Source organism: Virgisporangium ochraceum (assembly GCF_016863655.1).
GTDB lineage: Bacteria > Actinomycetota > Actinomycetes > Mycobacteriales > Micromonosporaceae > Virgisporangium > Virgisporangium ochraceum.
Window position 1 is genome coordinate 20,674 of sequence record NZ_BOPH01000151.1, and the last position, 25,449, is coordinate 46,122.

At 73.6% G+C, this 25,449-nt stretch carries 22 protein-coding genes and 1 pseudogene; 19 read left to right on the plus strand and 4 right to left on the minus strand.

The features are described from left to right. Positions 1-79 precede the first annotated feature (79 nt). The 6 genes from Voc01_RS50500 (at position 80) to Voc01_RS50525 (ending at position 9,183) form a co-directional block, all read left to right on the plus strand. Positions 80-1,129, plus strand: coding sequence for a phenylalanine--tRNA ligase subunit alpha (locus Voc01_RS50500; RefSeq protein WP_203934960.1), 1,050 nt, complete (start codon positions 80-82; stop codon positions 1,127-1,129). Positions 1,130-1,132: 3 nt separating this feature from the next. Next, positions 1,133-3,604, plus strand: a complete 2,472-nt coding sequence (pheT, locus tag Voc01_RS50505; RefSeq protein ID WP_203934961.1) for a phenylalanine--tRNA ligase subunit beta — start codon at positions 1,133-1,135, stop codon at positions 3,602-3,604. Between the two features lie 166 nt (positions 3,605-3,770). Continuing rightward, positions 3,771-6,533, plus strand: a complete 2,763-nt coding sequence (locus Voc01_RS50510) for an ATP-binding protein (RefSeq protein WP_203934962.1) — start codon at positions 3,771-3,773, stop codon at positions 6,531-6,533. 105 nt (positions 6,534-6,638) lie between these two features. Next, entirely contained in the window at positions 6,639-6,998 is a 360-nt protein-coding gene (locus tag Voc01_RS50515; protein ID WP_203934963.1) for a hypothetical protein, read from the plus strand. Further along, complete coding sequence (locus Voc01_RS50520) at positions 6,995-8,467, plus strand: hypothetical protein (RefSeq protein WP_203934964.1); 1,473 nt, start codon at positions 6,995-6,997, stop codon at positions 8,465-8,467. Before Voc01_RS50515 ends, Voc01_RS50520 begins: the two co-directional genes overlap by 4 nt. Next, complete coding sequence (locus tag Voc01_RS50525) at positions 8,464-9,183, plus strand: glycosyltransferase family 2 protein (protein ID WP_203934965.1); 720 nt, start codon at positions 8,464-8,466, stop codon at positions 9,181-9,183. The genes Voc01_RS50520 and Voc01_RS50525 overlap by 4 nt, the downstream gene beginning before the upstream one ends. 259 nt (positions 9,184-9,442) lie before the next feature. Here Voc01_RS50525 and Voc01_RS50530 read toward each other — a convergent pair whose 3' ends face one another. Together Voc01_RS50530 and Voc01_RS50535 are read right to left on the minus strand one after the other, a co-directional pair. Further along, positions 9,443-10,216 carry an ABC transporter permease gene (locus Voc01_RS50530; RefSeq protein ID WP_203934966.1) on the minus strand — a complete coding sequence of 258 codons (774 nt, stop codon included), beginning with the start codon at positions 10,214-10,216 and terminating at the stop codon, positions 9,443-9,445. A gap of 47 nt (positions 10,217-10,263) precedes the next feature. Then, a pseudogene (locus Voc01_RS50535) lies at positions 10,264-10,908 on the minus strand (ABC transporter ATP-binding protein); the annotation flags it as partial. Positions 10,909-11,008: 100 nt separating this feature from the next. Here Voc01_RS50535 and Voc01_RS50540 point away from each other — a divergent pair. Beyond that, complete coding sequence (locus Voc01_RS50540; protein WP_203934968.1) at positions 11,009-12,181, plus strand: sensor histidine kinase; 1,173 nt, start codon at positions 11,009-11,011, stop codon at positions 12,179-12,181. Beyond that, positions 12,178-12,825 carry a response regulator transcription factor gene (locus Voc01_RS50545; protein ID WP_203934969.1) on the plus strand — a complete coding sequence of 216 codons (648 nt, stop codon included), beginning with the start codon at positions 12,178-12,180 and terminating at the stop codon, positions 12,823-12,825. Before Voc01_RS50540 ends, Voc01_RS50545 begins: the two co-directional genes overlap by 4 nt. On the opposite strand, the gene Voc01_RS50550 is transcribed toward Voc01_RS50545, so the two are convergent. Continuing rightward, positions 12,812-13,789 carry an NAD-dependent epimerase/dehydratase family protein gene (locus Voc01_RS50550; protein ID WP_203934970.1) on the minus strand — a complete coding sequence of 326 codons (978 nt, stop codon included), beginning with the start codon at positions 13,787-13,789 and terminating at the stop codon, positions 12,812-12,814. The two genes, Voc01_RS50545 and Voc01_RS50550, sit on opposite strands and share 14 nt — an antisense overlap. 125 nt (positions 13,790-13,914) lie before the next feature. Here Voc01_RS50550 and argC point away from each other — a divergent pair, with 125 nt between their 5' ends. From argC to Voc01_RS50590, 8 genes are read left to right on the plus strand one after another with little or no spacing between them, the layout of a single operon-like run. Beyond that, the gene (gene argC / locus Voc01_RS50555) at positions 13,915-14,922 is read left to right on the plus strand and encodes an N-acetyl-gamma-glutamyl-phosphate reductase (protein ID WP_203934971.1); all 1,008 of its coding nucleotides are present in this window, start codon (positions 13,915-13,917) and stop codon (positions 14,920-14,922) included. Beyond that, complete coding sequence (gene argJ / locus Voc01_RS50560; protein WP_203934972.1) at positions 14,919-16,073, plus strand: bifunctional glutamate N-acetyltransferase/amino-acid acetyltransferase ArgJ; 1,155 nt, start codon at positions 14,919-14,921, stop codon at positions 16,071-16,073. The genes argC and argJ overlap by 4 nt, the downstream gene beginning before the upstream one ends. Continuing rightward, entirely contained in the window at positions 16,070-16,960 is an 891-nt protein-coding gene (gene argB, locus Voc01_RS50565) for an acetylglutamate kinase (RefSeq protein ID WP_239161077.1), read from the plus strand. The genes argJ and argB overlap by 4 nt, the downstream gene beginning before the upstream one ends. Next, entirely contained in the window at positions 16,957-18,123 is a 1,167-nt protein-coding gene (locus Voc01_RS50570; protein WP_203934973.1) for an acetylornithine transaminase, read from the plus strand. Before argB ends, Voc01_RS50570 begins: the two co-directional genes overlap by 4 nt. Then, a complete protein-coding gene (gene argF / locus Voc01_RS50575) occupies positions 18,120-19,055 on the plus strand; it encodes an ornithine carbamoyltransferase (protein ID WP_203934974.1) in 936 nt (311 codons plus the stop codon). The genes Voc01_RS50570 and argF overlap by 4 nt, the downstream gene beginning before the upstream one ends. Next, entirely contained in the window at positions 19,052-19,534 is a 483-nt protein-coding gene (argR, locus tag Voc01_RS50580; RefSeq protein ID WP_203934975.1) for an arginine repressor, read from the plus strand. Before argF ends, argR begins: the two co-directional genes overlap by 4 nt. A gap of 12 nt (positions 19,535-19,546) precedes the next feature. Beyond that, positions 19,547-20,989 (plus strand): argininosuccinate lyase, encoded by a 1,443-nt coding sequence (gene argH, locus Voc01_RS50585; protein WP_203934996.1) that lies wholly within the window; start codon positions 19,547-19,549, stop codon positions 20,987-20,989. 11 nt (positions 20,990-21,000) lie between these two features. Next, on the plus strand, positions 21,001-21,648 hold the full coding sequence (locus Voc01_RS50590; protein ID WP_373873981.1) for a DNA-3-methyladenine glycosylase: 648 nt from the start codon (positions 21,001-21,003) through the stop codon (positions 21,646-21,648). 63 nt (positions 21,649-21,711) lie between these two features. Here the strand turns inward: Voc01_RS50590 and Voc01_RS50595 are convergent, their stop codons facing one another. Then, positions 21,712-22,224, minus strand: coding sequence for a hypothetical protein (locus Voc01_RS50595; protein ID WP_203934977.1), 513 nt, complete (start codon positions 22,222-22,224; stop codon positions 21,712-21,714). 99 nt (positions 22,225-22,323) lie between these two features. On the opposite strand from Voc01_RS50595, the gene Voc01_RS50600 reads away from it, so the two are divergent. From Voc01_RS50600 to Voc01_RS50610, 3 genes are read left to right on the plus strand one after another with little or no spacing between them, the layout of a single operon-like run. After that, positions 22,324-23,169 (plus strand): AAA family ATPase, encoded by an 846-nt coding sequence (locus Voc01_RS50600; protein WP_203934978.1) that lies wholly within the window; start codon positions 22,324-22,326, stop codon positions 23,167-23,169. Beyond that, a complete protein-coding gene (locus Voc01_RS50605) occupies positions 23,166-24,251 on the plus strand; it encodes a vWA domain-containing protein (RefSeq protein WP_239161079.1) in 1,086 nt (361 codons plus the stop codon). Before Voc01_RS50600 ends, Voc01_RS50605 begins: the two co-directional genes overlap by 4 nt. Further along, positions 24,244-25,377 (plus strand): XdhC family protein, encoded by a 1,134-nt coding sequence (locus Voc01_RS50610; protein WP_203934979.1) that lies wholly within the window; start codon positions 24,244-24,246, stop codon positions 25,375-25,377. The genes Voc01_RS50605 and Voc01_RS50610 overlap by 8 nt, the downstream gene beginning before the upstream one ends. The last annotated feature ends 72 nt before the right edge of the window (positions 25,378-25,449 follow it).

The following is a 25,449-nucleotide window of genomic DNA, read 5'->3' on the forward strand; positions in this document are numbered from 1 at the left end:
TCACGAGACCCGGTGGGCGGCGGCACAGCCGCAGGTACCTAGACTAGGCGCCGATTCCTCCCGGGAGACTCCATTCATCATGGCTGACTACGACCCCAAGCAGGTCGCGCTGCTCGACCAGGCCGCCCTCGACGACGCCGTCGCCGGCGCCGAGAAGGCCTTCGGTGCGGCACCCGACCTCGACGCCCTCTTCGCGACCCGCCCCGCGCACCTCGGCGACCGCGCGCCCGTCGCGCTGGCCCGCCGCGAGATCGGCGCGCTGCCACCCGCCGCCAAGGCCGACGCGGGCAAGCGCGTCAACGTGGCGCGCACCGCGATCCAGGCCGCCTACGACGCGCGGCACGCCGCGCTCGTCGCCGAACGCGAGACGCGGGTGCTGCGGGAGGAGGCCGTCGACGTCACGTTGCCGGTGGCCCGCCGCCCGCGCGGCGCGCGGCACCCGCTCACGACGCTGATGGAGCACATCGGCGACCTGTTCGTCGGCATGGGCTACGAGATCGCCGAGGGTCCCGAGGTCGAGCTCGAGTGGTACAACTTCGACGCGCTCAACATCGAGCCCGACCACCCGTCGCGCACGATGATGGACACGTTCTTCGTCGACGTGCCCGGGCTGGTGCTGCGCACGCACACGTCGCCGGCGCAGGCCCGCACGATGCTCACCCGCAAGCCGCCGATCTACGTGGTGTGCCCGGGCCGGGTGTACCGCACCGACGAGCTCGACGCGACCCACACCCCGGTGTTCCACCAGGTCGAGGGCCTCGTCGTCGACAAGGGCATCACCATGGGCCACCTCAAGGGGACGCTCGACCACTGGGCCCGCGCGATGTTCGGCCCGCAGGCGCGCACCCGGCTGCGCCCGTCGTACTTCCCGTTCACCGAGCCGAGCGCCGAGATGGACCTGTGGTTCCCGCAGGCCAAGGGCGGCCCGCGGTGGATCGAGTGGGGCGGCTGCGGCATGGTCAACCCACGCGTGCTGCGGGCGTGCGGGGTCGACCCCGACGTGTACAGCGGGTTCGCGTTCGGCATGGGCATCGAGCGGACGCTGATGTTCCGCAACGAGGCGACCGACATGCGCGACATGGTCGAGGGCGACGTGCGGTTCTCCCGCGCATTCGGTGTGGAGGGCTGATCGATGAAGGTTCCCGTTTCCTGGCTCAAGGAGTACGTCGACCTGCCCGACCTCGACGCCGAGCGGCTGGAGAACGCGTTCGTGCGCGTCGGCCTGGAGGTCGAGGGCATCACGTCGCTGGGGTCCGCGGTCACCGGGCCTCTCGTCGTGGGAAGGGTATTGGACGCCCAGCAGGTGCCCGGTCTCAAGAAGCTGATCAACTACTGCCAGGTCGACGTCGGCGGCGAGGAGCCGCAGGGCATCATCTGCGGCGCCCCGAACGTGCGGGCCGGCCTGCTGGTGGTCGTCGCCCTGCCCGGTGCGGTGCTGCCGGGCGACTTCGCGATCAGCGCCCGCAAGACGTACGGCCACATCTCCAACGGCATGATCTGCTCCGGGCGTGAGCTGGGGGTCAGCGACGACCACGAGGGCATCATCGAGCTGCCCGAGGACGAGGGCGTCGTTCCCGGTGTCGACGCGCGTCCGTTCGTCGGGCTCGACGACACGATCGTCGAGCTGAACGTGACGCCCGACCGCGGCTACTGCCTGTCGGTGCGCGGCCTGGCGCGGGAGCTGTCGCACTCGCTCGGGCTGGCGTTCCGCGACCCGGCCGCCGTCGAGGCACCGGGCGCGACCGACGAGCCGGCCTACCCGCTGACCGTCGAGGACCCGGTGGGCTGCGACCGGTTCGCGGCGCGGGCCGTGCGCGGCGTCGACCCGACCGCGGCGACCCCCGCGTGGATGCGCAAGCGGCTGGTCGCGGCCGGCGTGCGGTCGATCAACCTGCCGGTCGACATCACCAACTACCTGATGCTCGAGTTCGGGCAGCCGATGCACGCGTTCGACCTGTCGCTCATCGAGGGCCCGCTCGTCGTGCGGCGCGCGGTGAAGGGGGAGAAGGTCACCACGCTCGACGGCGTGACGCGCACGCTCGACGCCGAGGACATGGTGATCTGCGACGACTCCGGGCCGATCTCGCTCGCCGCGGTGATGGGTGGCGAGACCTCCGAGGTGCAGCCGACCACCGTCGACGTGCTGTTCGAGGCGGCGCACTGGGACCCGGTGATGGTCGCCCGCACCTGCCGCCGGCACAAGCTGCACAGCGAGGCGTCGAAGCGGTGGGAGCGCGGCGTCGACCGGGAGCTGGCGCTGCCGGCGATCGGGAAGGCGGTGCGGCTGCTCGTCGAGTACGGCGGCGGAACCGCCGGCGCCGAGGTGCTCGACCTCGACACGAAGCCCGCCGTGCCGCCGGTGACGATCGACGCCGACCTCCCGGCCCGCGTCGCCGGGATCTCCTACGCCGAGGGCCGGGCCGCCGACATTCTGCGGGAGATCGGGTGCACGGTCGCGGTGGACGGGACGCGGCTGGTCGTGACGCCGCCGACGTGGCGGCCCGACCTCACCGACCCGGCCGACCTGGCCGAGGAGGTCATCCGGATCGACGGCTACGACCGGGTACAGAGCCTGCTCCCGGTCGCGCCGCCCGGCAACGGCCTCACCGCCGCACAGCGCCGGCGCCGCGCGGTCGGCCGGTCGCTGGCCGAGTCGGGCCTGGTCGAGGTGCTCAGCTACCCGTTCGTCGGCGAGGCGGCGCTCGACGCGCTCGGCCTGCCCGACGACGACCCGCGGCGGGCCAGCGTGAGGCTGCGCAACCCGATCTCCGAGGAGGAGCCGGCGCTGCGCACGACGCTGCTGCCGCCGCTGCTGGTGACGCTGCGCCGCAACGTCGGCCGGGGCAACCGCGACGTCGCGTTGTTCGAGATCGGCCGGGTGTTCCACCCGGCGGCGGCCACCGGCGAGCCGCCGGTGCTGCCGGTCGCGCACCGGCCCGACGAGGCCGACCTCGCGACCGCCGAGACGTTCGTGCCGGCGCAGCCGTGGCACGTGGCCGCCGTCTTCGCGGGTGACCTCGAGCCGGCCGGCTGGTGGGGCGCGGGCCGCCCGGCCACGTGGGCCGACGCGATCGACGCGGCGCTGCGGGTGGCTGAGGCGTCCGGTGCGTCGGTTGAGGTGCGGGCGGGCACCAACGCGCCGTGGCACCCCGGACGGTGCGCCGAGCTGGTGCTGAGGAACGTCGTCGTGGGGCACGCGGGTGAGCTGCACCCGGCCGTGTGCGCGGCGCTCGACCTGCCGCCGCGCACCTGCGCCATGGAGATCGTGCTCGACGCGCTGCCGCTACCGGGTGTGCCGGTGACCCCGACGATCTCCGGGTACCCGCCGGCGCTCATCGACGTCGCGTTGATCGTCGACGCGGCGACGCCGGCCGACGAGGTGCGCCGGGCGCTCGTGGAGGGTGCCGGCGGGCTGCTGGAGTCGCTGCGGCTGTTCGACGTCTACACCGGTGCGCAGGTGGGTGACGGGCGCAAGTCGCTGGCCTACAAGCTCACGTTCCGGGCCTCCGACCGCACCCTGACCGTCGAGGAGGCGGTCGCTGCGCGTGACGCCGCGGTGGCCGTCGCGTCGTCCCGGTTCGGGGCGGTCCTGCGCGGAGCGTGAACTTGATCTCAGCCCATGGCGCTGCCCCAAAGGGCAGCAGTGTGGACCGGACCGGTACCGACCGGGGCAAAGTCACCCGTTCGTGAGCCCGGATGCGCAGGCCAAGGTATGAAACCGGTCCATTTGCCCGGTCGCATTATTGGCATGGCTTCGGCAGACTCGTCACGTGGTTACCTCCCGGCCGGTGACGCTCGTCGGCCGCGGTGAGCTTCTGGCGCAGGCCGGCGCCGAGCTCGCCGCGGGCCGCAGCGTACTGCTGTGGGGTCCGGCGGGCATCGGTAAATCAACGGTCATAGATGCCTTAACGCCCGCGTCGGGCTCGTCGCCGGTAACCGGTTCCGGCCCGACGCTCGTCCTGCGGGCGGCGGCCGCCGAGGCCGAGGCCGACCTGCCCTACCTGGCGCTGGTCGACCTGTTCGACGGGGTCCTCGACGGTCCGACCCCGCCGCCGCTGCCGCCGCACCTGCGGGTCGCGCTCGACGGCGCGCTGCTGCGCAGCGCCGTGCCGGCCACCCCGCAGGACCAGCTGGCCGTGCGGCTCGCCGTGCTGGAACTGCTGCGCGGGCTGGCCGCCGAGCGGCCCGTGCTCCTCGTGCTCGACGACACCCAGTGGATCGACGAGCCGAGCGCCGGCGTGCTGCGGTTCGTCGCGCGGCGGCTCGGGCCGGTGCCGGTCCAGGTGGTCGCCGCCGAACGGGTCGCGCAGGGTGACTCGCCGGCGCGGGCCGACCTGTGCCCGACGCCGTGCGTCGAGCTGGGCGTGCCGCCGCTCACCCAGGCCGACGTCTCCGACATCCTGCGGCACCGGTTCGGCGCCGGCGTGCCCCGGCACCGGCTCCAGCGGGTCTACACGGCCAGCGGGGGCAACCCGATGTTCGCCGTCGAGCTCGGACGCACGTTGCAGGAGCGCGGCGAGGTGTCGCCCACCGGTCCGCTGCCCGTGCCCGACCGGCTGCGCGCCCTGCTCGCCGAGCGGCTCTCGCGGCTGTCCACCGCCGGCCGGTCCCCGCTTCTCATCGCCGCGGCCGCCGCACGTCCGTCCCGTGATCTCATCGAACGAAGCGGCGCCGACCCCGACGGCCTGGCCGACGCGATCGAAGCGGGAGTGGTGACGGCCGCCCTCGACGGCGCGGTGCGGTTCACCCACCCGCTGCTGCGCGAGATGGTCTACGCCGACGCCCGCACCGAGGAGCTGCGGTGGGCGCACGGGCGGCTGGCGCAGGTCGTGGCCGACCCGGTCGAGCGGGCCCGGCACCTCGCCGCCGCCTCCTCGGCGCCCGACGAGGACCTCGCCCGCACGCTCACCGACGCGGCCGCCACCGCCAAGCTCCGCGGCGCCCCCGACGCGGCCGCCGACCTCGCCGCGATGGCCGCCGAACGCACCCCGCGCGAGACGCCCGACGTCGCCGCCGTGCGCCGCCTGCACGCGGCCCAGTACGCGTACCACGCCGGCGCGGAGGAGGAGGCCCACCGGTACGCGTCGGCCGCGCTGCGCGACGCCGCCGACCGGCGCACCCGGGTCAACGCCCGGCTGCTGCTCATCGACCTCGTCGGCCAGGACCAGAGCGGCATCGGCCCGCTGCTCGACGCCGCCTACGGCGACGCGGTCGACGAGCCCGACCTGCTGGCGAACGTCCACCTCTACCGCGCGCAGAAGGCCTGGTACGACGCCGACCGCGAGTCGGCGATGTCCGAACTGAAGCGGGCCGCGGAGTCGGCCGAGCAGTGCGGCGACGCCGAGCGGCTCGTCGAGGTGGTGAGCTGGCAGGGCACGGTGCTCGGCGGGCCCGCCGGCGACGAGCTCGCGGTGCGGGCCGGCGACATGGCCCACGACCTGCCGCTGTCGGAGGAGACCGTCGACGCCCGGCACATGGCGGCGCTGCGGCAGCTGTTCGCAGGCCAGGTCGCCGACGCCGAACGGCGCATCGACGCGCTGCGCGACGCCGTCGAACGCACCGGCACCGTGCGCGAGCTGATGCGGGTGCTGCTGTACGCGGCCAACATCCTGGCCCGGGCCGGCCGGTGCGCCGACGCGGTCGCCGCCGGCCACGCGTGCCTGCGGCTGTACCTCGACGTCGCGCCCACCCCCGGTCCCGCGCTCATCGCCGCCGCGACCGCCGAGATGTACGGCGGCAGCGTCGCCGCCGCGGCCGACCTCGCCGAGCGGGCGCTCGCCGAGTCGCTGTCGGCCGGCGACGAGGACTGGCTGCGCGGCGCCTACGCGATCGGTGGCCAGGTGCACCAGATGCGCGGCGACTCGCAGGCCGCCGTCGACCTGATGCGCCAGTGCTACGACCTCGAGCAGCGGCTGTCGCGCACCGACCCGTCGGTGCTCCTGTGGCACGCCGACTTCGTCGAGGCGCTGGTGGCCGCCGGTGCCCGCGACGAAGCCGCCGACGTGCTCGCCGACGTGCGCGCCCGCGCCCACCGCCTCGACCGCACCGTGGTGCTGCTCGGGCTCGACCGGGCCGAGGCGGTGCTGGTCGCCGCGACCAAGGAGGCCCGCGACGGGGTGACGTTCCTGCGCGGTGTCGTCGACGCCTGCACCGAGCACCCGTACCCGTTGGAGCTGGCCCGGGCGTGGCACACGCTCGGCGTCCTGGAGCGGCGCGCGCACCGGCGCGCGGCGGCCCGGGTGGCGCTGTCGGAGGCGGTGCGCCGCTACGAGGCGATCGGCGCCGCGCCGTGGCTGGAGATCGCCGAGGCCGAGCTGCTGCGGCTCGACGGCGCGCGGGCGGCCGGCCTGTCCGACACCGAGCGGCGCATCGTCGAGCTGGTGCGGGCCGGATCGACGAACCGGGAGATCGCCCGCTCGCTGTTCCTGTCGATCAAGGCGGTCGAGGCGAACCTGACCCGGCTCTACCGGCGGCTCGGCGTACGCAACCGGGCCCAGCTCGCCCGCGTGCTCGACACCACCGCGAGCGACTGATTACGTGCGGGATTCACGTCGCCTGTATAGTCCCGCCATGCCACATCTGGCCATGGGGAGGTCGAGGCTGCCGTGACTTTCTCCCGGCCGCTCCGGGTGCGGCTGGTGGCAGCGGCTCTGATCGTTCTCTGCGCGGGCATGTTCCTGTACGGGGTGCGGCGCGGTGCGTACCAGGCGACCAGGGACGGTCTGCAGTACGTCAGCATCGGGAACTCCGACAACCGGGTGGTCATCCGGTACCGCGTCGACCAGATCCGCGAGGAGTTCGCTGACCGCATTCCGGCCGGTAGTCGCATCCGCATCGTGGCGCCGTCGGAGTTCGGCACGTTCTGGCACATCTGGCTGAGCGAGTTCGCGACGATGAACAGCGTCCGCGTGGCCGAGCCAGCGGAGTTCACGGTCGCGGTGATCGAGGACGGTAGCGGGCCGCACGGGGTGCGGCTGGTCGTGGAGCGTGTGCCGTGACCGCCGTCCTCGTCGCGCTGGCCACGGTCGTGGTGATCGGGTGGCCGCTGGCGTTCGCGCTGACCGGCCGGGTGCTGCTCGGCACGCTGCTGGCGCCGCTCACCGCGGGGCTGGTCGCGGCGGTGTCGGCGGTGCTCATGATCGTGGTGGGCGGGCGGCTGGTGTTCTGGCTGGTGCCGCTTGCCCTGGCTTCGTTTGTCGTGGCTTTTGTGGTGCATCGCCGGCAGCTGGGTCCTTCGGCGCCGCACGCCGGTCCCGTCGACGTCGCGTTCTTCACCGTGCCGCTGCTGGCTCCCGCCATCGACGTGCTCCAGTCGCCGATCAGCTGGGACTCGCACGCGATCTACTGGACGCGCGCGGGCGCCTTCACCCAGGACTCCGCGTTCGTGCGGTACCACCTCGGCGACGTCGTCTACCGCTACTCGCACACCGACTACCCGCCGCTGGTGCCCGCGTCGGTCGCCACCGGCTGGGCCACCGGGGGCGTCGACTTCTTCTCCGCCCAGTTCGTGACGACGGCCCTGACGCTCTCGGCGATCGTGATGCTCGCGTACGCGGTGCGCGTGGCCACCGCCGGCGGCCCGGTGTGGGCGTCGCGGGTCGCCGCGTCGGCGGTCGCGCTCGGCGTGTGGACCGGCGCACCGCTGGTGCTCGCCGCCGGGTACACCGACCACCTGTGGACGGCCGCCGCGGTCGCCGGTGGGCTGCTGCTCCTGCTGGGCTCCGGTCCGCGGGCGCTGCCCGTCCTGCTCCTCACGGTGGCCGCGCTGACCAAGAACGAAGGGCTCATCGCCGCCGGCATCGTCGCCGTCGTGGTGACCGCGCGCACGTGGCGCGCGCCGCTGCGGGCCGCCCCGGTGTGGGTCCCGGTCGGTGCCGGGGTGCTCTGGAGCGTGGTCGGCCGCGTCTTCCACGCCGAGTCCGACCTGCTGGCGAACGGCGGCGGTGAGCGGATCGTCCAGGTGTTGACCGTCCACCCGACGATGCGCTTCCGGTTCGACCAGACGGTCGACGCGATGTGGTCGGCGGGCGGGAAGCTGGTCGCCGTCGCCGCGGTGGTGGCGGTCGTCGGCGCGCTTCTCCTGCGGCCGTACCGTACACGGATCGGGATCGGCGCCGACTGGCCGCTGTGGGCGGTGCTCGTGCTGTTCGGGGGAGCGCTGGTCTTCACGTACCTGATCTCGCCGCACCGGCTGACGTGGCACCTGCCGACCTCGATCGACCGGACGATGGTCCCGTTGCTCGTGCTTGCGTCGGCGAGCGCGGCGTGCTGGGCCGTGACGGCGGTGGAGGCTTTCCTGCGGCCGTCACTGTCTCCGCCTCCTGCCACCGTTACTGACGACGGCCCGGCTGTTCCTGACGACGGCCCGGCGGTTCCTGACGACGGCCCGGCGCGTTTCGAGGTGCCGCGGCAGCGGGAAAGCAGCGAGTCAACCGTCCCGACGACCCGCGGAGCGGAGCGCCCGTGAAGCTGTCGATCCTGATGCCGGTCTACAACGAGCAGGCCCGGGTGGCCGAGGCCCTCGACCGCGCGTTGCGCGTCGGGTACCCGTGCGAGATCGAGCTCGTGGTCGTCGACGACGGCAGCGGGGACGGCACCTGGGAGATCGTGTCCGCCGTCGACGACCCGCGGCTGCGGGCCGTGCGGCACGAGCGCAACCGGGGCAAGGGTGCCGCCATCGACACCGCGGTCGGCCACGCCACCGGCGACTACCTGGTGATCCTCGACGCCGACCTCGAGTACGACCCGGCCGACATTCCCAAGCTGCTACGCCCCGTCCTCGACGGCGATGCCGAGGTCGTGTACGGCAACCGGGAGTTCGGTTCGCACAGCTCGTTCTCGTTCTGGTACGTGATGGGCAACCGCGCCGTCACCACGGCCGCGAACATGCTGTTCAACTGCTACATCAGCGACCTCGAGACGTGCTTCAAGCTGATGCCGGTGGAGCGGTACCGGTCCTTGGCGGTGCGCTCGCGTGGGTTCGGCATGGAGGCCGAGGTCACCGGCAAGCTGCTGCGCCGCGGGGTGCGCCCGTACGAGGTGTCGATCAGCTACACGGCCCGCAGCCGCGAGGAGGGCAAGAAAATCACCTGGCGCGACGGGGTCGCCGCCCTGTGGATCCTGACCCGCGAACGCGCCCGCCGAGCTCCGGCGGCGATCCCGAAGCAACGGCAACCCGCGTAACCCGCGCCCGCCCGCGTCCGCCCGCCCTGCGCGCCCGCGCAGGCCTGGCCGCGCCCGCCGCGTGCCGCCCGCGCCCGATCCGCGCGCCGATCTTGCAGTTGTGGCCCTCCCCAAACGCGGCCAAAGCGCCACGAAAGGGCGGCCACAACTGCAAGATCGGCGCGGCTGGGCGGCACGGGGCGCGGCGGGGCGGCGGGCGGCACGGGGCGGGGCGGGGCGAGCGCCGCGCGGGCGGGGCGCGGGCGGGGCGCCTGCCGGGTCAGGCGTCGCGGCGGCGGAGGGTCAGGTAGCCGCCGAGCAGGGACAGGGCGGTCCATGCCGCCAGGATCGCCAGGCCCGTCCAGGGGCCGAAGTCGCGCATGTAGTCGGGGTCGGTGGGGCGGCCGCCCAGGTGGAAGATCGTGGCGCCGGCCTGGTCGGGTAGGAACTGGAGCACCGTGCCGACCTTCGGGGCGTTGCCCAGGCCCTGCGAGCCCAGGAACAGCACCGGCATCAGCACCCCCAGGGCGATCGCCGAGCTGCGGACCATCGTGGCGACCCCGAGCGCGAACAGGCACATCAGCGGCAGGTACAGGCATGCGCCGACGAACGCGGCCCGCATCCCGGGGGCGTCCAGGCCCGCGCCGTAGCTGCCCATGCCGCCCATGCCGGCCCTCGACGCCAGGTAGGTCGCCGGAACGGCGGCCGCGGCGGAGAGGGCGGCGAGCAGGCCGGTCGCCAGGATCTTGGACGCGTAGAAGCGGCCCCGCCGCGGCATCGCCAGCAGCGACGCGCGGATCGTGCCGGACGGGTACTCGCCGCCGGCCGCGAATACGCCGAACACCACCAGCCCGAACTGGCCGAGCATGACGGCGTAGAAGGTGTAGAAGACCGGGTCGTACCAGTCGCGTTGGCGCTCGGTCCCCTCGCTCATGATGCCGTGCGCGGACAGGCCGAGCACATAGGCGAGACCGGCGCAGACCACCACCGCGAGCGCGAGCGTCACCGGCGTGGCGCGCAGCGACCGCAGCTTGATCAGCTCCGCGGCGATCACCGGGTCACCAACCGCATGAACGCGTCCTCCAGCGACGGCGCGTCGCCGACCACCTCGTCGAGGGGCGCGTCGGCGAGCAGGCGTCCCCGCGCGATCACCACGAGGTGGTCGGCGGTGAGCGCCATCTCCGCCATGAGATGGCTCGACACCAGCACGGTCCGGCCCTCGGCGGCGAGGTCGCGCAGCAGTCCGCGGATCCACCGCACGCCCTCCGGGTCGAGCCCGTTGACCGGTTCGTCGAACAGCAGCACCGGAGGGTCGCCGAGGAGCGCGGCCGCGATGCCCAGCCGCTGCTTCATGCCGAGGGAGAAGCCGCGCACCCGCTTGCGGGCCACGCCGTCGAGCCCGACCAGCCCGAGGACCTCCGCGACCCGCGACCGCCCGATGCGGTTGCTGCGCGCCAGCCACCACAGGTGGTGGTACGCGCTGCGTCCACCGTGTGCCGACCCCGCCTCGAGCAGCGCGCCCACCCGGCGCAGCGGCTCGGGCAGGTCGCGGTAGGCGTGGCCGTCGATCGTGGCGCGTCCGGCGGTGGCCCGGTCGAGGCCGAGCACGACCCGCATCGTCGTGGACTTGCCGGCGCCGTTCGGGCCGAGGAACCCGGTGACGCGGCCGGGCCGCACGGTGAACGTCAGGTCGTCGACCGCGGTGGTGCGGCCGAAGCGTTTGGTGACTCCGTCGACATCGATCACGGTGGGCGACGCTAGGGCCCGGGATCCCCGTCGCGCCGCCGGCGAAAGTCGACGAAACCCGTAGACGAACGTCGGTGGACCCGCGGGGTAGCGTGCGGTCATGCCGTGGGTCCCCGCCGCCGTCGTGGTGGCCGACACGCTCGTGGTCGCCGGGGCGCGGTCGCCGGGCTGGTGGGCGACGGTGGCCTACGCGGTGGCGGTCGTCGGTGCGGTGCTGCTGCGGCGGCGGTTGGCGCCGGCGGCGTTCGTCGTGGCGGTCGGGCTCGCGCTGGTGTCGGGCGTCGGGGTCGTGCTGCTCGCGTGGTCGGCGTACGGCGCGGGTCGCGCGGTGGTCGGCCGGTCCGGCGGCGCGGTGGTGGTCGGCGCCGTCGTGGGCGGGCTGGTCGGTCAGGTCGCTCTTCAGCCGGCGGACGGACCCGTGGTGCGGACCGTCGTCAGCGCCGTCACCACGTACCTGGTGTTCGCGGTGCTGCCGCTGCTGGCCGGCCGCTACCTGGCGCAGCACGAGCGGCTGGTGCGGCACCTGCGGTGGAGCCGCGACCTGGTGGCCGACCGCGAGCGGCTCGACGAGCGGCTGCGCATCGCCCGCGCCATGCACGACTCGCTCGGTCACCGGTTGAGCCTGGTGTCGGTACAGGCGGCGGCGCTGGAGGTGGCCGACGACCTGCCCGACCGGCACCGGCAGGCGGTGGGTCAGCTGGCCGGTGCCGCCCGCGGCGCGCTCGACGAGCTGTACGACCTCGTCGGGACGCTGCGCGGGGCCGTACCGGGCTCCGCGGCACCCGGAATCGAGGCGGTCGACGGGCTGGTCGCGGGTCAGCGGGCGGCCGGGGTGCCGGTGACGCTGGTGTCGTCGGGGGTGCCGGGGCGGGTCGGTGCGCTGGCGGGGGAGGCGGCGTACCGGGTGGTCGAGGAGGGCCTCACCAACGCGGCGAAGCACGCGCCGGGCCGGCCGGTCACGGTCAGCCTGGCCTGGGAGCCCGACTCGGTGCTGGTGCGGGTCACCAACCCGGTCGACGGCGCCCGGTCCGCGGGCGGCCCCGGCGGGTTCGGGCTGGCCGGGCTCGACGAGCGGGTGCTGGCGGCCGACGGCATGCTCCGGCACGGCCGTACCGGGGACGGGTTCTCGGTGCTGGCCATGCTCCCGACGGTCCCCCCGGATCTGGAACCGGCGCGGCCCGCGACCCGACGCACCGTGACCCTCGGCGGCGCGATCGCGGTGTCGATCCTCGTCGTGGTGCTGCTGGCGATGGTGACGGGCGTGCGCACGTGATCCGGGTGCTGATCGCCGACGACGAACCGCTGATCCGCGCGGGCGTGCGGGCGGTGCTCGAGTCGGCGCCGGAGGTCACCGTGGTGGGCGAGGCCGCCGACGGGCGCGCGGCCGTCGACGGCGCGGTGCGGCAGCGGGCCGACGTGGCACTGCTCGACATCCGGATGCCGGTGCTCGACGGGCTCGCGGCCATGGAGGAGCTGCGGCGGCGGCTGCCCGGGCTGCGCGTGGTGCTGCTCACCGCGTTCGGCGTGGAGCCGAACCTGATGCGCGCGGTGCGGGGCGGCGCGGCCGGGTTCGTGCTGAAGAACTGCACGCCCGACGAGCTGATCGGCGCGGTGCGGGCGGCGCACGCCGGCGACGCGTGGCTGTCGCCGCCGGTCACCCGGATGCTCATGGGCCTGGTGACGCCCGACAGCAGCGAGCGGCAGCGCGCCGCGGCGCGACGGCTGGGTGCGTTGAGCGGCCGCGAGGCGGAGATAGCGGCGCTCGTCGCCGAGGGCCTCACCAACGCGGAGATCGGCGCGCGGCTGCACATGAGCGAGGCCACGATCAAGGCGTACGTGAGCCGGGTGCTCACGAAGCTCGACTGCGCCAACCGCGTGCAGGCGGCGCTGCTGGTGCGTGACGCTACGCCGTCATGAGCGCCTCCTCGTCGGTGCTGAAGTCGTCGTCGGACCCGGTGGGCGGGTTGTCGAGGTGCCACCGCACCGACCGTTCGATCGCGGTGTCGAGGTCGGACGGCTGCCAGCCGAGCTCCCGGGTCGCCTTGGCGCTGCTCGCGAGGAGATGCTGCTCGACGCCCGAGGTGAGGCCGAGGTCGTCGGGCAGACGATCGTCGGAGACCCGCACCAGCTCGGCCTCGTGCCCGGCGACCGCCAGGATCCGCCGCATCCAGGCGCCGATCGGGTACGTCGCCCGCTCGGTGACGTGGAAGACCTCGCCGCCGGCCCGGTCGAACCGGTCGAGCGCGGCGAGCACCGACGCCGCCGCGTCGTCGATGTACACCCGGGGGAGCAGCAGCGTCGCCGGGCCGACCGGGATGCGGCGGCGGCCGGCGCGCACCCGTCGCAGCACGAATTCCTCCCGGCGCTGCGGGTCGCGGGGGCCGTACACCATGCCGAGGCGCAGCACGGCCGCGCCGCGGGCGAGGTAGGGCGGCTCCACGTCGAGCTTGTCGTAGTCGTGGCCGCGCTCGCCGGGCCGGCTGGCGGACCGGTACGGGTACCGGTTCTCCCGCACCGGCGCCTCCTCGTCGAACGGCACGGGCACCAGCGCCGGTCCCTTCGCGAGCAGCGCCCCGTACGCGAGCGACACGTCGATGCTGGACAGCAGCACGATCGGGACCTCGGGCAGGTGCGGCAGCACGGCCTCGACGTCGGCGGCGGTCATCGCGATCGCGTCGACCACCGCGTCGGGAGCGAACGCCCGCACCCGGTCGGCGACGCTCGCGAACTCCGCCCGGTCGACGTGCAGGTGGGTGCCCAGCGTCTCCTCGTGCTCGGTGGTGCCGCGGTGCACGAGCAGCACCTCGTCGCCGCGCCCGACGAGGAGCTCGACGACGCGACGGCCGATGAACTGGGTGCCACCGATGACGAGGATCCGCATGCACAGACCCGATCACGCCCCCGCCGGCCGCGTCAGGCCCGTCCGCTACGGGCGAACGTTGTTGCCAGCGTGTTTCGCATGATGATACTGTCCTCTGCATAACTATTCGTTCGGGAGGAGTGCTCATGGGCCTCACGGTGAGCGTCGCCGGCGCCAGCGGCTATGCCGGCGGTGAGCTGCTCCGTCTGATCTCCGGGCACCCCCACCTGGAGGTCGGCGCGGTCACCGGGCAGGGCTCCGTGGGCGCCGCGGTCGGCGACGTCCATCCGCATCTCATTCAATACGCCGATCGCCGGTTCACCGCCACCGATCCCGCGGCACTGGCGGAGGCCGATCTGGTGTTCCTCGCGCTGCCGCACGGCGAGTCGGCGGCGGTCGCGGCGAAGCTTCCGGCGGGCGTCAAGGTGGTCGACCTCGGTGCCGACTTCCGGCTCGCCGACCCGGTGGCGTGGGGCGCGTACTACTCCGGTCCGCACGCGGGCACCTGGCCGTACGGGCTACCGGAGCTGCCGGGCGGGCGCGACGCGATCGCCGCGGCCGAGCGGGTCGCCGGTCCCGGCTGCTACGCCACCACGATCACGCTGGCGCTGGCGCCGCTGATCGCGGCGGGCGTCGCCGACCCCGACGACGTGGTGGTCGTCGCCGCCTCAGGCACGTCGGGCGCCGGCAAGGGCCTCAAGCCGCACCTGCTCGCCAGCGAGGTGATGGGCGCGCTCATGCCGTACCGGGTCGGCGCGCACCAGCACGTCGCGGAGATCAAGCAGGCCACCGGCGCCCGCAGCCTGTCGTTCACCCCGGTGCTCGCGCCGATGCCGCGCGGCATCCTGGCCACGGTCACGGCGAAGCCGCTCGGTGACGCGGGTGCGGCCCGCGCCGTCCTGGAGAACGCCTACCGCGACGAGCCGTTCGTGCACGTGCTCCCGGAGGGTCGATGGCCGCACACCGGTGCGACGCTCGGCGCCAACACGTGCCTCATACAGTCCACAGTGGACGTCGACAGTGGACGGATCATCGTCACCAGCGCCACCGACAACCTCGTGAAGGGCGCGGCGGGCCAGGCGCTGCAGTGCGCCAACCTGATGCTCGGGCTGCCCGAGACCGCGGGCCTGCCGGTGAACGGGGTCGCGCCGTGACGACCACGTCGCCGAAGGGGTTCCGGGCGGCCGGGGTCGCGGCGGGCCTGAAGGCCAGCGGTGGGCCCGACGTCGCCGTGGTGCTCAACGACGGTCCCCGCTTCGATGCCGCCGGGGTGTTCACCGGCAACCGCGTCCAGGCCGCGCCGGTGGTGTGGAGCCGCGAGGTGCTGCGGCACGGTCAGGTGCGGGCGGTCGTGCTGAACTCCGGTGGTGCCAACGCGTGCACCGGGCCGGCCGGGTTCCAGGACACGCACGCCACCGCCGAACACGCGGCGGCGGCCATGGGCATCGGGGCGGCCGACGTGGCCGTGTGCTCCACCGGTCTCATCGGTGAGCGGCTGCCGATGCCGCAGCTTCTCCCGGGCGTCACGTCCGCCCTGAACAAGGCGGATCCCGGCGGCGGTGCGGCCGCTGCCGAGGCCATCATGACGACCGACACCCGGCCGAAGACGGTCACGGTCACCGACGCCTCCGGGTTCACCGTCGGCGGCATGGCGAAGGGCGCCGGCATGCTCGCGCCGGGGCTCGCCACGATGCTGGTGGTGCTCACCACCGACGCGGTCGTCGACGCGTCCACATTGGACAGTGTGGTGCGCGCGGCGTGCCGGGTGACGTTCGACCGGCTCGACTCCGACGGCTGCATGTCCACCAACGACACCGTGCTGCTGCTCGCCAGTGGCGCCAGCGGGGTGGCTCCCGACCGCGACACGCTGGGGGAGGCGGTCACCGGCGCGTGTGAGGACCTGGCGCGCCAGTTGCAGGCCGACGCCGAGGGGTCCACGAAGGACATCGCGATCGCCGTCGTCAACGCGGCGTCCGAGGACGACGCGGTCGAGGTGGGCCGGGCGGTGGCCCGCAGCAACCTCGTGAAGACGGCGTTCTTCGGCAACGACCCCAACTGGGGGCGCATCCTGTCGGCGATCGGGACGACGTCGGCGGCCTTCGAGCCCGACGCGATCGACGTGTCGATCAACGGCGTGCCGATCTGCGTCGGTGGCGCGGCCGGCGCCGACCGGTCCACCGTCGACCTGTCCGGCCGGGCGGTCGACGTCACCATCGATCTGCACGCCGGCGGCGAGCGGGCGACCATCCGCACCAACGACCTGTCATTGGCCTACGTACACGAGAACTCGGCGTACTCCACATGATGAACAACCGCGCCCGCGACCTCGGGATCGCACTGGGCAAGGCGAGCACGCTCATCGAGGCGCTGCCGTGGCTGTCGCGGTTCGCGGGCAGCACGGTGGTCGTCAAGTACGGCGGCAACGCGATGATCGACGCCGAGCTGCAGCGGTCGTTCGCCGCCGACATGGTGTTCCTGCGCACGGTCGGCATCCATCCGGTGGTGGTGCACGGCGGCGGGCCGCAGATCTCGGCGATGCTCACGCGGCTCGGGATGGAGTCGGAGTTCCGCGGCGGCCTGCGGGTCACCACGCCCGAGTCGGCCGACGTGGTGCGCATGGTGCTCGTCGGCCAGGTCGGCCGGCAGCTGGTCGGGCTCATCAACGAGCACGGTCCGTTCGCCGTGGGCATGTCGGGTGAGGACGCGCAGCTGTTCACCGCGGTTCGCCGGCACGCGATGGTCGACGGGGAACCGGTCGACATCGGCCAGGTCGGCGACGTCGCGCACGTGAACCCCGACGCGGTCACCGACCTCATCGCGGCCGGGCGCATCCCGGTGATCGCCACCGTGGCGCCCGACGCCGACGGGGTGGTGCACAACGTCAACGCCGACACGGCCGCCGGCGCGCTGGCCGTGGCGCTCAACGCGCGCAAGCTGATCGTGCTCACCGACGTCGAGGGCCTGTACGCCAACTACCCCGACCCGGCCAGCCTCGTCACGAACCTCACCGCCGAGGAGCTGAAGGCGCTGCTGCCCACCCTCGACGCCGGCATGGCGCCCAAAATGGAGGCGTGCCACCGCGCGGTGCTGGGCGGTGTGCCCGCCGCGCACGTCGTCGACGGCCGGGTGCCGCACTCGATCCTGTTGGAGATCTTCACCTCGGAGGGCTTCGGAACGATGGTGACCCCATGAGTCTTACCGAACGGTGGCCGAACGCGGTCATGAACACATACGGCGCGCCGGCGCTCGCGCTCGTGAAAGGCGACGGGGCCGTGCTCACCGCCGAGGACGGGAAGTCCTATGTGGACTTCATCGGCGGCGTCGCGGTGAACGCGCTCGGCCACGCCCACGCGGCCGTGGTGGCCGCGGTGTCGGAGCAGATCGCGACGCTCGGGCACGTGTCGAACCTGTACGCGCACCCGCGCGCGGTCGAGCTGGCCGAGCGGCTGCTGGCGCTCGCCGGGCGTCCCGGGCGCGTGTTCTTCTCCAACTCCGGCGCGGAGGCGAACGAGGCGGCGTTCAAGCTGTCGCGCCGCACCGGTCGTACCCGGGTGGTCGCGGCCGAGGGCGGGTTCCACGGACGCACGATGGGCGCGCTGGCGCTCACCGGTCAGCCGGCGAAGCAGGAGCCGTTCAAGCCGCTGCCCGGTGACGTGGAGCACGTCCCCTACGGCGATGTCGAGGCGTTGGCCGACGCGGTCGACGACAGCACGGCGATGGTGCTGCTGGAACCGATCCAGGGCGAGAACGGCGTGGTGGTCCCGCCGCCCGGCTACCTCAGCGCGGCGCGCGAGATCACCGCGCGGCACGGGGCCCTGCTGGTGCTCGACGAGGTGCAGACCGGCATCGGCCGCACCGGGCACTGGTTCGCCTGCCAGACCGAAGGGGTGGAGCCCGACGCGATCACGCTCGCCAAGGGCCTGGGGGGCGGGCTGCCGCTCGGTGCGCTGCTGGCGTTCGGCGACGCCGCGACGCTGCTGCAGCCGGGCATGCACGCCACCACGTTCGGCGGCAACCCGGTCTGCTGCGCGGCCGGCCTCGCGGTGCTCGACACCATCGAGAGCGAGGGCCTGCTCGACCGCGTGAAGCGGCTCGGCGAGCGGCTGCGGCGCGGCATCGAGGGTCTCGGATCGCCGGCGGTCTCGCACGTGCGCGGGGCCGGGCTGCTGCTCGGCATCGTGCTCACCGCACCGGTGTCGGCCGACCTCGCGGCCAAGCTCAAGGACGTCGGGTTCCTCGCCCAGGCCGTGCAGCCCGACGTGCTGCGGATCGCCCCGCCGTACGTGCTCACCGACGAGCAGGCCGACGCGTTCGTAGCCGCGCTGGACACGGTTCTGGGGGAGGCGCTCTCATGACGGTCCACTTTCTGCGTGACGACGACCTGAGCCCGGCCGAGCAGGCCGCGGTGCTCGACCTCGCCGCCGCGATGAAGGCCGACCGCACCGGGTTCCGGCCGCTGGCCGGGCCGAAGGCGGTCGCGGTCATCTTCGAGAAGTCGTCGCTGCGCACCCGGGTGTCGTTCGAGACCGGCATCGCCGAGCTCGGCGGGCATCCGCTCATCATCGACGCGCAGAGCACACACTTCGGCCGCGGCGAGACGCTCGGCGACGCGGCGCGCGTGCTGTCGCGGTACGTGTCCGCGATCGTCATGCGGACGACCACCGACGCGCGCATCGGTGAGGTGGCCGGCGGCGCCACCGTGCCGGTGGTCAACGCGCTCACCGACGGGTTCCACCCGTGCCAGCTGCTGGCCGACCTGCTCACCGTGCGGGAGCGCTTCGGCGACACGAAGGGGCGCACGCTCGCGTTCCTCGGCGACTCGGCGAACAACATGGCCCACTCGTACCTGCTGGGCGGCGCCACCGCCGGGATGCACGTACGGGTCGCGGGTCCGCCCGGCTTCGTCCCCGACCCCGACGTCCTGGCGAAGGCGGCCGCGATCGCCGCGACCACCGGGGGCTCGGTCGACGCCGGCGAGAACCCGATCGCGGCGGTGGCCGGCGCCGACGTCGTCGCCACCGACACCTGGACCTCGATGGGCCAGGAGTCCGACGGGCTCGACCGCATCACCCCGTTCCTGCCCTACCAGGTGAACGCCGAGCTGCTCGACGGCGCCGCCGAGGGCGCGGTCGTGCTGCACTGCCTGCCCGCGCACCGCGGCGAGGAGATCACCGACGACGTGCTCGACGGGCCGTCGAGCGCGGTGTGGGACCAGGCGGAGAACCGGCTGCACGTCCAGAAGGCGCTGCTGCAGACCCTGCTGCAGACACCGATCGGTGCGCCATGAGCCACACGAAGGCGGCCCGCCACTCCAAGATCGAGGAGCTGATCCGGCTCCGGCTCGTCACGTCGCAGGCCGAGCTCGCCGATCACCTGCGCATCGACGGCATGAGCGTCACCCAGGCGACGCTGTCGCGCGACCTGGAGGAGCTGCACGCGGTCAAGGTGCGCGGCGCCTACGTGATCCCGCCCGACAACGACCGGCCGCTGCGGCCGAGCGAGGAGCCGCCCGCGCGGCTCATCCGGCTGCTGCGCGAGCTGCTCACCGGCGCCGACGCCAGCGGCAACCTGGTGGTGCTGCGCACCCCGCCGGGTGCCGCCCAGTTCCTGGCGAGCGCGATCGACCGGGCCGGCCTGCCCGACATCCTCGGCACCATCGCCGGCGACGACACGATCCTGCTCGTGGCCGGCGAAGGGGTCCGCGGGGCCGACCTCGCGGCGCGCTTCACCGCGTGGTCGTCCGACGCCTATGAGATCGCCGAGTAGGCGCGTGAAAGGATCGCACCCGTGACCCAGCAGACCGATGGTGCCACGAGGCTGTGGGGCGGGCGGTTCGCCGGCGGGCCCGCCGAGGCCCTGGCCCGGCTGTCCGTCAGTGTCCAGTTCGACTGGCGGCTCGCCCCGTACGACCTCGCCGCGTCCCGCGCGCACGCCCGCGTCCTGGCCCGCGCCGGCCTCCTCGACGCCGACGAGCTCGGCCGCATCCTCGCCGCGCTCGACGACCTCGAGACCGCCTGCGCCACCGGCGAGTTCAAGCCGACCATCGACGACGAAGACGTGCACACCGCGCTCGAACGGGGTCTGCTGGAGCGCCTCGGCAGCCTCGGCGGCAAGCTGCGGGCGGGCCGGTCGCGCAACGACCAGATCGCCACCGACCTGCGGCTGTACCTGCGCGAGCGGGTGCGCGGCCTGGCCGGGCGGCTGGCCGAGCTGGCGGCCGCCCTGGCCGACCAGGCCGGCCGGCACATCGACACGCCGGCGCCCGGGTTCACCCACCTGCAGCCGGCCCAGCCGATCTCGTTCGGGCACCAGCTGCTCGCCCACGTGCAGGCCCTGCTGCGCGACCTCGACCGCCTGCGCGACTGGGACAAGCGCGCCGCCGTGTCGCCGCTGGGCGCCGGCGCGCTCGCCGGCAGCTCGCTGCCGCTCGACCCGGCGCAGGTCGCCAAGGAGCTCGGCTTCGACCTGCCGGCGGCCAACTCCATCGACGCCGTCGCCGACCGCGACTTCGCCGCCGAGTTCCTGTTCGTGGCCGCGCTCGTCGGGGTGCACCTCAGCCGGCTCGGCGAGGAGGTGGTCATCTGGACCACCCCGCAGTTCGGCTGGGTCGAGCTCGACGACGCGTTCGCCACCGGGTCGTCGATCATGCCGCAGAAGAAGAACCCCGACATCGCCGAGCTCGCCCGCGGCAAGTCCGGCCGGCTGATCGGCCACGTCGCCGGCACGCTCGCGATGCTCAAGGGCCTGCCGCTCGCCTACGACCGCGACCTGCAGGAGGACAAGGAGCCGGTCTTCGACGCGGTCGACACGCTCGAGCTGGTGCTGCCCGCCATGACCGGCATGATCGCCACGATGACCGTCCACGAGGAGCGGATGGCCGCCGACGCCCCGCGCGGCTACACGCTGGCGACCGAGGTCGCCGAGTGGCTGGTCCGCCGCGGTGTGCCGTTCCGCGAGGCACACGAGATCACCGGCAAGCTCGTGGTGATCTGCACCGCCCGCGACTGCGCCCTCGACGAGGTCACCGACGACGACCTCGCCTCGGTGAGCCCGCACCTCACGCCCGAGGTGCGGGGCGTGCTCTCGGTCGCCGGTGCGCTGGCGGCCCGGATCACGCCGGGCTCCACGGGTCCCGGGCCGGTGTCCGACCAGCTCGCCACCGCGGCCGGCCGCATCGACCACTGGCGCGAATGGGCCGACGAGAACGTGGTCCCGCGCTGAGTCTGTCGAGATTGGGCCTGCCGAAGCTCAGCCTGCGGCGCCTGTTGAGCGGGCCACCCGAGGAGGCGGCGCGCGGCCTGCTCGGGTGCACGGTGTCCGCCGGCGGGGTCACGGTCCGCATCACCGAGGTCGAGGCCTACGCCGGGACCCGCGACGCGGCGTCGCACGCCTTCCGGGGACGCACACCGCGCAACGCCGTGATGTTCGGGCCGGCCGGGTTCGCGTACGTGTACTTCACGTACGGCATGCACTGGTGCATGAACGTCGTCTGCGGGCCCGACGGCGAAGCCTCCGCGGTCCTCCTCCGCGCCGGCGAGGTCGTCCGCGGCCTCGCCACCGCGAGGGACCGCCGCCCCGCCGCCCGCCGCGACGCCGACCTCGCCCGCGGGCCGGCCCGGTTGTGCGCGGCACTCGGCGTCACGGGCGAGCACAACGGCGTCGACCTGCTCGCCGTGGGCTCGGCCGTACGGCTACGCCGCGTGCGGACCACCGCCCGGCCCCAATCGGTGGGGGCGCAGCCGGAGGGGGCGCATCCGGTCGCCGAGATCCTGGCCGGCCCCCGGGTCGGGGTCACCGGGGCGCACGATGTGCCCTGGCGCTTCTGGTACGCCGACGATCCCACCGTCAGCACCTACCGCCGCCACGTCCCCAAGGCCTGACCACCGCGATCTTGGACACCTGTGCATCGATTTCGATGTAGAAGTGTCCAAGATCGCGGAAGATCAGGAGCGGCAGCCGCACGAGTAGAAGAGGATGTCCCAGTGGTGGCCCTCGTTCGTGTACAGGTTGCCGGACTTCGCCTTGTACTGCGTGCCCCAGCCCTCGACCTTGCCGACCAGCGTGAACCACTTCCCCACGTACGCGTCCACGCACGCCGTGCGGCGGATGTCGATCTTCCAGCCGTTCCAGTGGCTGTAGGTGCCGCTGGCGTGCCCGGTCTCGGTGCCGCCGGTCACCACGAGCGGACAGCCGCTCGCCTTGCGCAGGGTGCGGATCCCGTCGATCGTGGACTGGCGGATACCGCTGAACGACGTGCACGCCGGACGGTCACGGTCGGTGCAGTCGCCGCTGGCGTCCCAGCTTATGCCGGCGGCGTCCAGCTGCTTGACGGCCTGGGTGTGGGTCAGGCGGTCGCCGGAGCCGGCGGCGGAGGCGACCGACGTGGCGCCGGCGAGCAGGCCGACCGCCGCCGCGGCCGAAACGAGGAGAAAAGCCGGAACGCGCTTTAAAGACATGAGTGCGAGGCTAAGACGCTTTCGCCGTTAAAAGGTGAAAAGTCCGCAACCCGGACCAAGATCTGGCCGGTTGGCCGAGGTCGGCGCATAGTAGGCCCCATGGACGCAGCAGGAAACCAGGAGCCGGCGTCACCGGGCGAGTTGGCGGCGCTCCTCGCGTCCACCGGATACCTGGCCGACGACGGCCTGGCCATGGCCGGCTTCCTCGCCCTGCGACTGCGCCGCCCGCTCTTTCTCGAAGGCGACGCCGGCGTCGGCAAGACCGCGTTCGCTCAGGCGATGGCACAGGCGACCGGCGCGCGGTTCGTGCGGCTGCAGTGCTACGAGGGCCTCGACGCGACCCAGGCCCTCTACGACTGGGACTTTCCGCGCCAGATCCTGCACCTGAGAGCCACCGAAGGAAACGAGGCGGACCTCTACGACCGGCGGTTCCTCATCGCCCGGCCGCTGCTGCAGGCCCTCGAGCACAGCCCCAGCGTGCTGCTCGTCGACGAGGTCGACCGGGCCGACGACGAGTTCGAGGCGTTCCTGCTGGAGGTGCTCGCCGACGCGGCCGTGACCATTCCGGAACTGGGCCAGATCAAGGCCGAGACGCCGCCGCTCACGATCCTCACCAGCAACCGCACCCGCGAGGTGCACGACGCCCTCAAGCGGCGCTGCCTCTACCACTGGGTCGAGCATCCGAGCGTCGAACGCGAGGTCAGCATCCTCAGAACACGGCTGCCCGGCGTCACCGAGCGGCTCGCCGCCCAGGTCGCCACCGCCGCGAAGCGCATGCGCGACCTCGACCTCATCAAGCCGCCCGGCGTCGCCGAGTCGCTCGACTGGGCCGCCGCCCTCGACACGCTCGGCGTCGCCGACCTCACCACCGAGACCGCCACCGCCACGCTCGGCGCGGTGCTCAAGTACCGCGAGGACATCGAGCGGGTCCGGGAGGTCCTGTGACCGTCGCGTCGCTGGTGGGGTTCGCCCGGGCGGTGCGCGAGGCCGGCGTCCCCGCCGACGCGCACCGGGTGCAGGCGATGCTCGACGCCGTCGACACGCTCGGCCTCGACGACCTGTACTGGGCCGGCCGGCTCACGCTCTGCGCCGAACCCGACGACCTGCCCGTCTACGACCGCGTCTTCGCGTCGTACTTCGGCCCGAAGCGCAGGCATCAGCCGATGCCGACCACCCCGCGGCTGCCGAGCATGGCCGCGCCGTTCGTCGGTGGAACACCGTCGTCGGAGGAGCAGGGCCAGGACGACGAGGTCGTCGGCGTCTCGACCAGCCGCGTCGAGATTCTCCGCACCCGCGACGTCACCGCGCTCACCGCCCGCGAACGGGCCGAGGTCCGCCGGCTGCTGGCTCTGCTGGCGCCCGGCACCGCCACGCGGCGCAGCCGCCGGCGCCGGCCCGCGTCGCGGGGCGAGATCGACCCGCGCGGCACGGTCCGCGCGATGATCCGCAGCGGCGGCGAGCCCACCGCGCTGCGGCGCCGCGGCCGGCTGCGGCGTCCGCGGCGGCTGGTGCTGCTGTTGGACGTGTCCGGATCGATGACCCCGTACGCCGACGCGCTGATGCGCTTCGCCCACGCGGCCGTGCGCCGCAGACCCACCGGCACCGAGGTCTTCACGCTGGGCACGCGGCTCACGCGCGTCACCCGGGCACTGCGCCACCGCGACCCCGACGCGGCGCAGGCCGCCGCCGCGGCCGTGATTCCCGACTGGCACGGCGGCACCCGGCTCGCCGATTCGTTGAAAGCCTTCCTGGACCGGTGGGGGCAGCGCGGTACGGCGCGCGGAGCGGTCGTGGTGGTGTGCAGCGACGGCTGGGAGCGCGGCGACCCGGCACACCTGGAGCAGCAGATGGAGCGGCTGAACCGGCTGGCGTACCGGCTGGTGTGGGTGAACCCGCACCGTGGCAAGGACGGCTACGCTCCGCTCGCCGGAGGCATGGCGGCCGCGCTGCCGTACTGCGACGACTTCGTGGCCGGGCACAGCCTCGGCGCCCTGGAAGAGTTGGCGGAGGTGATCGCGCGTGCGTGACGTGCTGACGGACCTGCACCGGTGGTGGTCCGCGGGGGACCCGGTGGGGATGGGCACGGTCGTGGGCACGTGGCGTTCGGCGCCGCGCCCGGCCGGTGCGGCGATGCTCGTCGGACCCGACGGGTCGGCGGTCGGCAGCGTCAGCGGCGGCTGCGTCGAGGGCGCCGTGTACGAGCTGGCCCAGGAGGTGGTCGGCAGCGGGACGCCGGTGCTGCAACGGTTCGGGGTCAGCGACGACGACGCGTTCGCGGTCGGGCTCACCTGCGGCGGCATCATCGACGTCTACGTCGAACGGGTCGACCGGACGACGTTCCCGCAGCTGGGCGACGTCGCGGCCGCGATCCGCGATCGCGTGCCGGTGGCCGTCGCGACGTGCGTCGAGGCGCCCGCCGAGGACCCGGCCGGGCGGCGCGGCCGGCGGCTGGTCGTCTGGACCGACCGCGTCGACGGGACCCTCGGCAGCGAGCGGCTCGACGCCGCCGTCGCCGACGACGTGCGCGGCCTGCTCACCACCGGCCGCAGCGCCCAGCTCCACTACGGCTACGACGGCCAGCGCCGCGGCGAGGAGCTGACGTTCTTCGTCGCCAGCTACGCCCCGCCGCCCCGGATGATCGTGTTCGGCGCGATCGACTTCGCCGCCGCCGTGGCCCGGATCGGCGGCTTCCTCGGGTACCGCGTGACGGTCTGCGACGCGCGTCCGGTGTTCGCGACGAAGTCGCGGTTCCCCGACGCCGACGAGGTGGTCGTCGACTGGCCGCACCGGTACCTGACCGCGCAGGCCGACGCCGGGCAGGTCGACGAGCGCACGGTGGTGTGCGTGCTCACCCACGACCCGAAGTTCGACGGTCCGGTGCTCGAGACCGCGCTGCGGCTGCCGCTGGCCTACGTCGGCGCGATGGGGTCCCGCCGCACCCACGACGACCGGCTCAAGCGCCTGCGCGAGGCCGGCCTCACCGACGCGGAGCTCGCGCGCCTCGCGTCACCGATCGGGCTCGACCTCGGCGCGAGAACGCCCGAGGAGACGGCCGTGAGCATCGCCGCCGAAATCATCGCCGCCCGGTGGGGCGGGTCCGGAAACCGCCTCACGGAACTCGACGGTCGCATTCACCACGAACCGGTCGAGTAAGGAGACCCTAAGCTACGGAACATTTCCGGGCGGTTACGCCAAGAGCCTTGCGGCTTTTGCTTGAACAAGATT